The sequence below is a fragment of the Rhizobium sp. BK376 genome (assembly GCF_004341625.1).
In the GTDB taxonomy this organism is placed as follows: Bacteria; Pseudomonadota; Alphaproteobacteria; order Rhizobiales; family Rhizobiaceae; genus Rhizobium.
The window spans coordinates 1-10993 of record NZ_SLZG01000057.1; the positions used below are offsets into that span (position 1 = coordinate 1).

Consider the following 10993-nt stretch of genomic DNA (forward strand, 5'->3'; position numbering starts at 1 on the left):
TTCAAACAGCCTCCGGCCGAAGCCGAAATGCGTCGCCACTTCGGCGTTACGGCTCCGTCTGTTCACCAGATGGTGCTCACCCTCGAGAAGGCGGGCTTTATATCCCGCGTGCCAGGCGCCGCACGCAGCATCCAACTTCTCATCCCGCCAGAAGCCCTGCCCATTCTACGATAACACAAACCGTCATAATCTCTGTGGCGAGGTACTAGGCTACGCGGTCAAGCTTCTCAGCGATGCTGTGTGCAGCGCCGCCGATGAAACTCACGACGCGACGCTGCAGCTTCTCACGGATCGGTTTTCGGTCCAGGTGGAAGTGCTCACAGCCGAGAGGTTCCTAAGGCGTCCATAGCTGCATCACTCCGTCGCCGGCGTTGACGATCAACGGCGGCCTCCTAGCTAATTAAGGATGGAGGAGCGATGAACAAACCGCCTGATTTCCGAGCAATGTCCGAAGCCGTGCAGAACTGGTATCACTACTACGGAGTGCCACCGGACGAGCAGTCCTCACAGTTTCTCTGCACCGCGGTGATGAACCTCTACAACGAAGGTTATCGGAGCGTCGACGACCTCGCGACCGCCCTGATCGGCACCTACATCGGCATTTCGTCCACGAAGGTAAACGCTCCCACGTCCTCGGCCATTCACTAATGCGGGTAGGCTCCCATGAGCGACAATACTGTCTCGAAGTTCTTCTCCGAGTTCGCCGGCGCCGTAGCCGACCGGTCAGGCACGCCCGTCACCTTCGTGCTTGCCGTCGCCCTGGTCGTCGTCTGGGCCCCGTCCGGGCCGTTCTTCGGCTATTCCGAGAACTAGCAGCTTTTCATCAACACCAGCACCAGGATCATCACCTTCCTGATGGTCTTCGTGCTGCAGAACTCGCAGAATCGAGATGGCAAGGCACTACAGGCGAAGCTTGACAAACTGATCCTGACGTCGCAGGCACAGAACAAGTTCGTCCGCATAGAAAAGCTCGAGGAGGCCCAGTTAAGGGAGATGAGCAGGACGCTGGCGGAAAAGGGCGAACTCGTCGAAGACGTCACGGACGACAAGGCGAAAGCGCGCGAGACCGGTTAGGCCTCTTCTGTTCGATTCTCGATGATCGCCTCAAGTTCCTTCCGGGATTGAACCGGAAACCATCTCCGGCGACCACGCTTCATCCCTTTCTTGACAGTGCCTTGAGCGTCACAACGCACTTCGTCTCCGACTCCCTGTCGATGCTCGCGAAGTCTTCGCCATACTTCTGGCTGGACCCATGTGATTTCCGTCGCCGAACGGCCGAGATTATCACGGTGCCTGCGGGCAGGGTTCTCGGCAATATGTCTCCCGGCTCTCCCATGAAATTTATCTAAAGTTGTAGAGTGCTTTCGGGTCGGCTTTGGACCGCGGGCTGTAGGGCAAAACGAACGGCAACGGATTGCGTAGATGCTACGATCACAATCCGAGGTGTCTTTCCGACCAAGGTCCTACCTATGGAACCCGCCCCAAACTTGTCCGTTATCTGGCCACGGTCAGAGGACCGGTTTAGATGGAGGATCAAATGCTTCGCAAGATAATTGTAGGTGCGGCGGTGTCTGCAGCCCTGATGTCTGGTTCGGCTTTCGCCCAGTCTTCGACAGTCAAAGGTGCTGCCGGCGGGGCTGTCACAGGGGCAATCGTCGGAGGGCCGGTTGGAGCTGCCGTGGGCGGCGTTGCTGGTGCAGCTATTGGCACGGCCATCGATCCGCCGCCGCAGAAGGTGGTGACCTATGTTCGGGAAGCTCCGGCGCCTTCGGCCCGGGTCGTCGTCAGGGAAAAGGTCGTGGTCGGCCAGCCCCTCCCTGAAACCGTTGTCGTGAAGCCCATTCCCGATGATCCGACTTATGCCTACGCCGTTGTCAACGACGAGCGGGTGATCGTCGAGCCGTCGTCTAGGAAGGTGATCCAGGTCATTAAGTAAGCATATGGGAGGCGCGGCACTTGCCGCGCCTGCTTCTCGCGCCCAACGCAGGATATCAACATGAAGGCAATCGCAACAGTGGCATTTGGTATGGCGAGTTCCGTCGGCGCGTGCATCACTGCTGCTTCGCTCGCGTCATTTGTCATGGCGGATCCACGGTCGAGCGAATCCGCTAGCCTGTCCGCCCCTGACTTATGGACGACGTCCCCGGTTCGCGTCGAACCCAGCAGCCAGCACTACCAGCGGTTACCCGCCGCCTATTCAACCTATGTCACTCAAGCGCCGACAGCCGAACATCGCCAAGAAGGCCCATTGCAAGAGAGGACCGAGGCTGCCCGGCCGGTCATGTCGACGGCGCACCTCGATTGGTGCGCTGCTCGTTACCGTTCTTTTGATCCCGCTACCAACAGCTACTGCTCCTACAGCGGCGAGACACGTAGCTGCACGTCTCCATATGCCGCCGCGCAAATCGGCCAGGAAGGCTCCGTTGCTCAGCTCGCCAATCGCGGTCACGAAATATCCGCGCTTAGTCGTGCCGATGCTGCCTGGTGCGCTGCACGGTATGCATCCTATAGGCAAGACGACAATAGTTATCGGCGTTACGATGGTCCGCGTCGCAGATGCGTCCCTCCTTCACATGCAGACATGGCGTCGGCGCGAAACGATACTCACCGGTTTTAGACCGTCACGCAAAGTCGGGGTCTATGATCCCGTGATTATTCTCTAACGGCGTTCCAAAGCGGCGCCCTTGACGCAACCAATGTTTCGTCATTCAAAAGCGGTTCGAGCGCCCATGCGACGAGACGTTTAGAATTAGGAAAAATCCAATGGCGGGACTGCTTCAACTGTCGTCGAATGTATGGCGGGCGGAGCGGGCTGACGAATTTGCGATCGTAATTGACGCAGACGATTATTTCGCCGCGGCCCGGGCGGCCATGCGATCAGCCCGAAAGTCGATTTTCCTCGTGGGTTGGGATTTCGATGCATCGATCACCCTCGGCCGCCCGAGCGAAGATTATGAGGGGCCTGCACACGTTGGGGATTATCTTCTTTGGCTAACCGAGGAAAGCCCGGACCTGGAAATACGGCTTCTCCTTTGGAATCCCGGTTTTCTGTCGAACTGGGCGAAACTCTCAAACCTTCCTTATCTTTTGCGGTGGAAGCTCCACGGCCGGATAACCGTTCTTCTGGATGGAAATCATCCCGTCGGCAGTTCGCACCATCAAAAGATCCTTGTCATTGACGATGCGATCGCTTTCTGTGGCGGTATCGACGTCACCGCAGGGCGCTGGGATACACGCAAACACGTGGATGATGATCCGCTCCGCAAGCGTCCGAATGGCGCCTCTTACGGACCTTGGCATGACGCTTCGAGCTTTTGTGCGGGACCGGCTGCAAAAGCGCTCGGCGACCTCTGCCGCTCAAGATGGCGATCCGCGGGCGGCCAGCAATTGGCACCGGTCGATTTTCCACATGAGCCGCCATCCCTCAAGGGCGCCGTCTCGTTTGGATCTGTGACCCTCGGCATTTCCCGTACAAGTCCTGCCTATGGAGATCAGGCGGGCGTTGCGGAGATAGAACGGCTTTATGTCGATATGATCATGTCGGCCGAGCGGGTCATATATGCGGAGAGCCAATATTTCGCGTCCCGTGTTATCGCTCAGGCTCTCGCCAGACGCCTTGAGGAAAAAGACGGTCCGGAAGTCATTCTCATCAACCCTGTTCAAGCAGATAACTGGCTTGGCCAACTTGCCATGGACACGGCTAGGGCACGACTGAGGGAAGCGCTGAGCCTCCATGATCCTCACGGGCGATTCCGGATCTATCACCCAGTGACCGCGAACGGCGTACCGATCTACGTCCATTCGAAGTTGATGATCGTCGACGATAAAGTCATCCGTGTCGGCTCCTCGAACTTCAACAATCGATCCATGCGTTTCGATAACGAGTGCGACGTTGCCTTCGAAGCCGGACAAGACGATCACCTTTCAGGCAAACTCGTTCAATTGCGCGATAACCTGCTTGCCGAACACCTCGGCGTCGATCCAGATGAAGTCACACAGACTGTTGCTCGGACGGCATCAGTCATTGGGGCTATCGAAGTATTAAGGGAGGTACGAACGGCGGGTCATCCGGGGAGCGGATCGACCCTCGTCCCCTATCACACCCCGGAAATATCGGATATGGAGCAATGGCTGGCGGACAACGAGATCCTCGACCCGGAAGGCCCCGAGGCTGTGATCGAGCCAATGGAACGGCGTGGGCTATTCCGCGGACACCTGATGGCACCGTTAAAGAGGAGTCGCAGTCAGTCTTAGACGGAAACCCAGGGAGATTGAACCCTGAGCGCCCGCTCAAGTAAGGGGCCACTCGTTCTTTCATTCCAGCAGCGCTATCCTAAGGTGCATGTCGACCTGGTCACCGGGGGACGGCTCGTCGATATCGTCGCGGCCGGTTCGACCTGGGCCTGAGGCCGGCCGATCTGGTCCCGAACGACATGATAGACGTGTTTATGGCCTGAAGCGCAGCAATGCAGTCATCGCGTCGCTAAAGTTCCTGCGCGCCCCTTGCAGGAGAAACCGGCAATGTTAGTCCTGGCAGAGTCAGTTCTTCAGCTTTAACGAGCGGGTCAAAAACCGTTCTGCCGATTCCGATGAAGCCGCCCCTTTGTTCCGAGATGATGTCGCCCCTTGATTCCGGGCTGATCTCGCCCCCTGTTTAGTGGGGTCTGCAGGCAGTGATTGTTGTCAGTTCATTTGGGCGGGGTGTCAAGCTTTTCGGGGTAGGTTTCGACGTAGGCTATCGCCGCTGAGTTCGATGCGGTGGGCATTGTGAACGAGGCGATCCAGTATGGCATCTGCGTACGTCGGGTCAACTATGACACCATGCCAGGCCGATACGGGAAGCTGGCTGGTAATGATCGTAGAGCGACGGCCGTAGCGATCTTCCAGGATCTCGAGGAGGTCGTGCCGCGCCTGTTCGTTGAGCGGTTCGAGGCCCCAATCATCGAGGATCAGGACCTGAACATGACCCAGTGTGCGTTGCAGCCGGGCATACCTGCCGTCGCCACGAGCGAGCGCAAGCTGGGCAAACAGTCTTGGGACGCGCTGATAGAGAACGGAACGATCGTCGCGGCAAGCCTTGTGACCGAGAGCGCAGGCTAACCAGCTTTTTCCGACACCCGAGGGTCCGCAAATGGCCAGATTGTCATGAGCGTTGATCCAGTCGCCGCCAAGCAGCTTCATGAAGAGCGCGCGATCAAGGCCACGCTCGCTGCGATAATCGACATCTTCGGGGGTCGCCTGGTGGCGCAACTTGGCGAACCGGAGGCGTGCGGCAAGCTTGCGATCGTAGCGGGAACTCCATTCCCGTTCGAGCAGCAGTCCGAGCCACTCGGCGTGCGAGAGATGTTCGGCTTCGCCGTTGGTAACGAGCTCCCCAAAGGCCTTCGCCATGCCGGCCAGGCCCATGGAATTGAGTTTGTCGAGTGTTGGATGAGCAAGCATTCTTCGTTCTCCTTAGTGGTAATAGCGAGGTCCGCGGATGTTTTCGTGATGGATCGGCTCATGCGAAGCCGGTCCATTGGTGGAGGCAGCTCGATCGAGATGATTGTCGAGGATGGAGCGCACGGAACCGTAGGTACGGGCTCCGATCTCCAGCGCGCGGCTGCAAGCAGCGTTCACTCTGTCGCGGCCAAAGCCTTTGTTCAGACGTATAATTCCCATGCAGGCTCGAAAGCCCTGCTCCGGGTGCGGCCGGTCGGCGAGAATCTTCTCGCATAGCAACGCAACCTCCGGCCCGATGGAAGAAGCGCGTTGAATGCGTTCGATCGTCCAGTCGGCAAAGCGGCGTGGGCCGAGGGCATGTGATCTGGGATCGTCGTGTGCTTACCGTTACCGCTGGAGCGGCGATGAGCGGCTAACCGACGCATTGATGGCAAAGATCGTCGCAGCGCGCGCCGAATTCCATGAACATATCCCCGCCGATCTCAATGCTGTCATAGAGCGCTACGATCCCGAACGCTTCATCGCATCGGCAACATTGATGGATAACGTGCTTTTCGGAAGGATCGCTCATCAGCAGGCGGATGCGCCGGAGCGCATTCATTCCATCATGCGCGATCTGTTCGATCGGCTTGGGCTGCAGGATAGCGTATTGTCCATCGGCCTTGACTTCGATGTCGGCTCGGGCGGCAAGCGGCTGACGATCGTCCAACGGCAAAAGCTCAATCTTGCCCGCGCCTTGCTGAAGCGCGCGGACTACATGGTTTTCAATCGTCCACTGCTTGGGCTCGATCACCGCTTTCAGGACCAGATCGTGCGCAACGTTCTGAACGATCTGCACGGGGACGACTACAAGCCGGCGATCATCTGGGTTCTCTCCAATCCGACCTTGGCGGAACTCTTCGAGCGCGTTCTCGTTTTCGATCATGGGGCCCTGGTCGAAAGCGGCACAAGCAACGATCTTTTAGAGAAGAACGGTATGTTCAAAGAACTGTTATCGCAAAAATCCAAGGCGGCTTAGCCGAGGTTTGAACGTCTATGCTTCTGGAAAATGAAATCGTAACCTGGCGCCGTCGTCGTCGCGGATTCGGACGAGGGGACATTGCAGCTGGCGCGGAGGAACTCGGGCGCCGCGCGCTTGCTGACGAGGTCGGTCCGTTCGCGATCCCCGCGGCCTTCTCCGAGATTGGATTCGCGAACGCAGGCTTGTGCCAGTCCTCACGAATTACCAAGCGGTTGGCAACGATGTTTTTGCATATCCGGAAGCCGGCCAAAGCCTACTACGGACTTAGAACTTGTAACCAACCATAAGACCGGCGCGGGTCATGCCGCCATTCGGGCCGTCGCAAAGATTGGCGTGCGAGGAGTGGGCAACCTGCGCCATCAGGCTCCAATGGCTGTCGAAATTATAGCCGGCGCCGAGATATTCGTGGAAGAGCAAGTGACAGCCGAGCTTCGGACCATCGTTTTCGTCCGTCAGGTTGCCGTTATGGACGACGCCGCCAAAGCCAGCTTCGGTAAAGAAGCCGTTGGGATTCGTCAGCGTCCAGGTCAGACCACCATAGAGCTGCTGCGCTGCCGTGCGGGTCGTGCCGATCGACGTGCCGATATGGATGCGCGGATGGAGGAGCTGGCCTTTCCAGTCGTCGGCCGGATTATAGCCAAACGGATTGAACAGGACCATCACGTCGGGCATGACGCCGTCTTCGCGATCGTGACCGTCCTCAATCGAACCGCTCAAGCCAAAGCGCAATTCATCAAAAATCTTTGGGGCGGGAGCAGGCGCGGGGGCTGCGGGAGGGGCCGATGCAGGCTGAAGATCGGCACCAGAAGCTGGCTGATAGGCAATAGCAACTGAACTCAAAAGCACAAAAGCGGACAATGCGTTTCTCGAAAAACGTCTAACAAGATCGACGTGAAGGCTCATGCAAGAATCCTCAAGAAACCCGCGGCTCGCGGGCAGGCTACGCGACTCCTACCATCGCCAACGAGATGTTAAAGAGAGTTCGCATTTCGAAGAGGTATTTGAAAACTCTGATGTAAAACCGCAACAGCAGCCGTTGCGCTAGCAAAATCAGCCATAGCTACCGTAGCTTGCAGAGCCGTCATCGAGTTATCGCAGATGACGGTATGGCCCAGCTGAGCCAGCCAAGCGCTTTTGACATCTCGACAAGGACCCAAGCGAGCCCGAGAACCCAAACGATAGCGAGAGCGAGCATGAGAACTATATCAAGAATGGTTTTGATCATGCGTCTAGTTTTGTTCTGCGGAAATCGATCGACGAAGCGACCCGGTCGCTGGACTATAGGGACGATGACCGCAACTGCGCCAGACTGGTTGAGAAATTCACCGTCATCCCCGCTTCGGAAGGTAATATGCAGGCGGTGACCGGACTATTGGAGGTCTCCGTCTGGTGCCGCTACAGCAGCCCCGGAACCTTAGTGGTGGAAGCGATTAAGCTTTGACGTGCCTTAACGAAATCATGGACGAGTCCATCGATTTCGGTGGCCACTTGAGCCGGTTCGTAAGCTATTGGAGTTGCCTAAGGCGCTGGTCAGACGGAAACCAACCCGGCCTGACCAGAATAGGCGGGATTTCAGATACCATCCAAGTTGCGTAGGCGGCGTTGCCTGCGCAAACTCGCCGCGGAGAATCGAAACGGTGCCCGCGTTGGCCGGCTCGACGGAAACCAGATCAGCCGAATAAATGGTCCTCCATTTGCTGCGCCTACGTCTCTGCCGCCTAATGTACGGCGGGTGGAGCGGGCTGACAAATTTGCGATCATAATTGATGCACACGATTATTTCGCCGCTGCCGGTGCGGCAACGCGATCGGCCCGAAAGTCGATTTTTCGACCCACAGAAATCTTTAAGATCGTCCTGCGTCTTGTCTAGTGCAGTTTCGGCCAGTAAGGGTGCGAAAATGCGGAATCGCTGTAGTGATTGCGGTTGGCTACCGTCTAGCAAACGACGCGTTTAAGGGAAGTGCATGTGATCGACATCGATGCTTCTTCGACACTGCTGGCCGCAGTCGCCAATCCCCATCGCCTGACGATAGTTCTCCTTCTCTGTGAACGAGAACTTTGCGTCACCGACATTTACGAGGCGATAGGCCTTGATCAGTCGGCCGTATCCCAGCATCTGAGGAGGTTAAGGGACGCGGGCGTTGTCAAAACGCGCAAACACATGCAGCTTGTTTTCTACAGATGCGAGAATGTCGCCGTAAAAAGTTTGATTGATACGTTAAAAGAACTGTTCCCCTCCCTAGAACCTCCTCGGCTGCGGAACGAGGCAAACATTGAACTGCGTGCAACAGTTCATGGCATCAGTGCGGTCAGATCCTGATCCATTCAGCTTAGGGGTTCGCGAAAGAATGGACTACGTCCCAAGCCGGGCCCCGGCCGCGGACGGTGGGATCGAACGCAAATCCGAGGGCTGGACCTGAAAAATTCGTCATCATGATTTGTCGCAGCTCCGTAACGAACGACAACGCTCTGGATAGGCATTTGGTTCGTCCGGGCGACAATTGCGTCCACGGCGCTACCGGCCACCCGCAGAATCAGGAAACGATCATACCAGCGGTAGAACGTCAGCCTGGAATGCCGAGCTTATCGAGGGTCTGCTTGGTTGACTTATCCGACTGTTCGACCAGCCGGATGATCTCAAGTTTCTCGGTGACAGAGTATCCCATTCGTCGATCTTGAACGTGCTGCTAGACCATTTGCATGCTGCGGCGGAGCGGCCGAAGGGTCGCCCCGGCAGATTGGTCATATCGTGGCCGCTAAAGCGGACGGTGCCGCCTGTTGGCTCTTCAGACGCAGAAGCGCCAGTTCAAGAGCAGACAGCTGCAATCAGACGTTGCGCTCCTTTAGGTCCCATCTGCACTTTTGGCGAGCACGACGGTTTGGCCGCGTCCGAAGCAGACGTGAGCCGGGGTGAGATTGTCGAGGCTTTGGTGGTATCGGCGATGAGTGGTGTTCGACAAAGGCTGCGATCTGGGGTGGGGGGCTCCCAAATTTGCCGGAAGATATCGAATGGGAGCGACAGCTTAAATCAAAGCGCAAACCGAGCCGGAAACTCAACAGGGCGACCCGTCCCATCGCTGTAAAGTGATCCATCTGGTGATGCCGCACAGCCTCCACTCCTCGGATACTAACGGCTCGGCTAATGGAGGACGGCCTCCCTGCTTTTTTTCGCAAGAACGCGCTCCACCGTACCGATCAAGCGGCCCGCGCGGCCTAGGACGACGACGCCGTAATCGGAGACGGCGAGGTCATTTGCCATTCGGTCGACTGCACGGGAAAGATCGGCGATTGCATCCGCAAGGTCCGCCAGCCCAAGACGGGATGCCGTCGCCGCCAGGCGTCGGAGGCAGTCGGCGTATCGGGAGGCGAGGGCAAGCCTATCGCTCACAAGATCTTGTTCTACGGCCTGAGGGGTGCGGGAATTTAGGTCGCCCTTCATGACAGTGCGCCTCCAGGGCGCCGAGAACCAATGCGGTCGAGCGCCTTGAGAGCCTCCACGGTGTCGCGATAGCGGACTGACGTCGGCAGTTGAGCGGGATGCCTAAATTCCGGCGCGGATTCGACCGAATAACGATCCGACGCGCACGAGGCCAGGATGGAACGCTTTCCCTGCGCGTCCAGAAGCTGGCATTCGAGAATGTCTTCAGGACGAGTGAAATTTCGGCGCAGGATTTCCCACGCAGTCATTATGTCGACCGGGATCGGGCTCGACTTGCCGTTGCCATTCGTGTTCATGTTAATCTCCCAAAAATCTCCAGGGGCGGATGAAAATCTCCAGGTAGGGAAGCCGACGCCTGTCTCGGCGCTGGAATTCCCGCTTTTGTCGGCCCAGCTACCGTGCCGACCCACATAATTTATTTTCGGCGACAAAGGGGTTCAATATCCCGCCAAGGAAAATTTGGCACTCCCAGCACACGAGTGCCAAACTGAGTATTGAAGCCGGGTGGGGCGATACCTAGTTCCTTGATGACGGCGCAGTGCCGTGCGGCTTCAGGGAAAGGAGAGCTAGTCGCAAATGCATTTCGTAAATGATATCAGTGGTCTTAGCATCGAAGAACGCGAAGAGGTCTTCCTCGATATAGCCAGGAACCTCGACAGGACTGCGATGGAGGCTCTCTTCGAGGGCAACGTGAAGTTCGCCCAGTTTTTCAAGAATGTGGCGGAAGCGATGTTCGTCAAGGCCGATGAGTTCGCCCGTGAGGATGTGCAGGCGGCACATCATGTCCTGGGTCAGGCCACAAATCTGCTTCGACAGTTCGAGGACAGCCATCCCCACCGGTGGCGGAGCATCGCAATTCATTAGCAGTCTACTGGGGCCTAGTACCAGGCCACAGAGATTATGACTCTTTTACAGGGTAAGCTTTGCGGAGTTTTTGGCGGGCATTTTCGGTTGTGAACATCCATTGGATCTTTGCGCCATGGGCGTTGCGTTGCTTCTCCCAGGCTGCGACTTCGTCTATTATGGTGTCTTTGCTGTCGATACGACGGTCGAGGCATTGGCTCCGCAGGACACCGATCTCGATCTCGACC

10 protein-coding genes and 8 pseudogenes are annotated in these 10993 nt (G+C 57.3%); 11 read left to right on the forward strand and 7 right to left on the reverse strand.

All coding sequences use genetic code 11. From position 1 onward, the window contains the following. The 8 genes and pseudogenes from EV561_RS35885 to EV561_RS38325 form a co-directional block, all read left to right on the forward strand. Positions 1 to 174, forward strand: a pseudogene (locus EV561_RS35885) (MarR family transcriptional regulator); the annotation flags it as partial. Between the two features lie 22 nt (positions 175 to 196). Next, a pseudogene (locus EV561_RS38320) lies at positions 197 to 349 on the forward strand (cysteine hydrolase); the annotation flags it as partial. A 68-nt stretch (positions 350 to 417) separates the two neighbouring features. Then, positions 418 to 648: a hypothetical protein gene (locus tag EV561_RS35890; RefSeq protein WP_132528622.1), complete on the forward strand. Its 231-nt coding sequence runs from the start codon at positions 418 to 420 to the stop codon at positions 646 to 648. A gap of 15 nt (positions 649 to 663) precedes the next feature. Next, positions 664 to 1074, forward strand: a pseudogene (locus tag EV561_RS35895) (low affinity iron permease family protein). Positions 1075 to 1537: 463 nt separating this feature from the next. Next, a complete protein-coding gene (locus tag EV561_RS35900) occupies positions 1538 to 1936 on the forward strand; it encodes a DUF1236 domain-containing protein (RefSeq protein WP_132528623.1) in 399 nt (132 codons plus the stop codon). 345 nt (positions 1937 to 2281) lie between these two features. Further along, positions 2282 to 2617, forward strand: coding sequence for a BA14K family protein (locus tag EV561_RS38615; RefSeq protein WP_348633771.1), 336 nt, complete (start codon positions 2282 to 2284; stop codon positions 2615 to 2617). A 146-nt stretch (positions 2618 to 2763) separates the two neighbouring features. Next, a complete protein-coding gene (locus tag EV561_RS35910) occupies positions 2764 to 4254 on the forward strand; it encodes a phospholipase D-like domain-containing protein (protein ID WP_132528625.1) in 1491 nt (496 codons plus the stop codon). Positions 4255 to 4302: 48 nt separating this feature from the next. Continuing rightward, positions 4303 to 4498 (forward strand): annotated as a pseudogene (locus tag EV561_RS38325) (LysR family transcriptional regulator); the annotation flags it as partial. Between the two features lie 206 nt (positions 4499 to 4704). Here EV561_RS38325 and istB read toward each other — a convergent pair. Together istB and EV561_RS35925 are read right to left on the reverse strand one after the other, a co-directional pair. Next, positions 4705 to 5442 (reverse strand): IS21-like element helper ATPase IstB, encoded by a 738-nt coding sequence (istB, locus tag EV561_RS35920; RefSeq protein WP_132528626.1) that lies wholly within the window; start codon positions 5440 to 5442, stop codon positions 4705 to 4707. Positions 5443 to 5454: 12 nt separating this feature from the next. Further along, positions 5455 to 5861 (reverse strand): annotated as a pseudogene (locus tag EV561_RS35925) (IS21 family transposase); the annotation flags it as partial. On the opposite strand from EV561_RS35925, the pseudogene EV561_RS35930 reads away from it, so the two are divergent. Further along, positions 5855 to 6460, forward strand: a pseudogene (locus EV561_RS35930) (ABC transporter ATP-binding protein); the annotation flags it as partial. The pseudogenes EV561_RS35925 and EV561_RS35930 overlap by 7 nt on opposite strands. Before the next feature lie 267 nt (positions 6461 to 6727). On the opposite strand, the gene EV561_RS35935 reads toward EV561_RS35930, so the two are convergent. Continuing rightward, positions 6728 to 7366 carry an acyloxyacyl hydrolase gene (locus EV561_RS35935; RefSeq protein ID WP_132528627.1) on the reverse strand — a complete coding sequence of 213 codons (639 nt, stop codon included), beginning with the start codon at positions 7364 to 7366 and terminating at the stop codon, positions 6728 to 6730. Between the two features lie 1063 nt (positions 7367 to 8429). On the opposite strand from EV561_RS35935, the gene EV561_RS35940 reads away from it, so the two are divergent. Further along, complete coding sequence (locus tag EV561_RS35940) at positions 8430 to 8783, forward strand: metalloregulator ArsR/SmtB family transcription factor (protein ID WP_165928049.1); 354 nt, start codon at positions 8430 to 8432, stop codon at positions 8781 to 8783. A gap of 218 nt (positions 8784 to 9001) precedes the next feature. On the opposite strand, the pseudogene EV561_RS37790 reads toward EV561_RS35940, so the two are convergent. The 3 genes and pseudogenes from EV561_RS37790 to EV561_RS35950 all read right to left on the reverse strand — a co-directional run. Beyond that, positions 9002 to 9114 (reverse strand): annotated as a pseudogene (locus EV561_RS37790) (helix-turn-helix domain-containing protein); the annotation flags it as partial. Positions 9115 to 9602: 488 nt separating this feature from the next. Next, positions 9603 to 9902, reverse strand: a complete 300-nt coding sequence (locus tag EV561_RS35945) for a hypothetical protein (RefSeq protein WP_132528629.1) — start codon at positions 9900 to 9902, stop codon at positions 9603 to 9605. Further along, the gene (locus EV561_RS35950; protein WP_132528630.1) at positions 9899 to 10198 is read right to left on the reverse strand and encodes a hypothetical protein; all 300 of its coding nucleotides are present in this window, start codon (positions 10196 to 10198) and stop codon (positions 9899 to 9901) included. Before EV561_RS35950 ends, EV561_RS35945 begins: the two co-directional genes overlap by 4 nt. Before the next feature lie 280 nt (positions 10199 to 10478). Between EV561_RS35950 and EV561_RS35955 the strand changes: the two genes are divergently transcribed. Continuing rightward, on the forward strand, positions 10479 to 10766 hold the full coding sequence (locus EV561_RS35955; protein ID WP_132528631.1) for a hypothetical protein: 288 nt from the start codon (positions 10479 to 10481) through the stop codon (positions 10764 to 10766). Positions 10767 to 10800: 34 nt separating this feature from the next. Here EV561_RS35955 and EV561_RS38330 read toward each other — a convergent pair. Beyond that, positions 10801 to 10993 (reverse strand): annotated as a pseudogene (locus tag EV561_RS38330) (IS630 family transposase); the annotation flags it as partial.

Coding starts and splice junctions, on each gene's coding strand:
- EV561_RS35890 (WP_132528622.1), top strand. CDS start 418: ATGAACAAACCGCCTGATTTCCGAGCAATGTCCGAAGCCGTGCAGAAC.
- EV561_RS35900 (WP_132528623.1), top strand. CDS start 1,538: ATGCTTCGCAAGATAATTGTAGGTGCGGCGGTGTCTGCAGCCCTGATG.
- EV561_RS38615 (WP_348633771.1), top strand. CDS start 2,282: ATGTCGACGGCGCACCTCGATTGGTGCGCTGCTCGTTACCGTTCTTTT.
- EV561_RS35910 (WP_132528625.1), top strand. CDS start 2,764: ATGGCGGGACTGCTTCAACTGTCGTCGAATGTATGGCGGGCGGAGCGG.
- istB (WP_132528626.1), bottom strand. CDS start 5,442: ATGCTTGCTCATCCAACACTCGACAAACTCAATTCCATGGGCCTGGCC.
- EV561_RS35935 (WP_132528627.1), bottom strand. CDS start 7,366: ATGAGCCTTCACGTCGATCTTGTTAGACGTTTTTCGAGAAACGCATTG.
- EV561_RS35945 (WP_132528629.1), bottom strand. CDS start 9,902: ATGAAGGGCGACCTAAATTCCCGCACCCCTCAGGCCGTAGAACAAGAT.
- EV561_RS35950 (WP_132528630.1), bottom strand. CDS start 10,198: ATGAACACGAATGGCAACGGCAAGTCGAGCCCGATCCCGGTCGACATA.
- EV561_RS35955 (WP_132528631.1), top strand. CDS start 10,479: ATGCATTTCGTAAATGATATCAGTGGTCTTAGCATCGAAGAACGCGAA.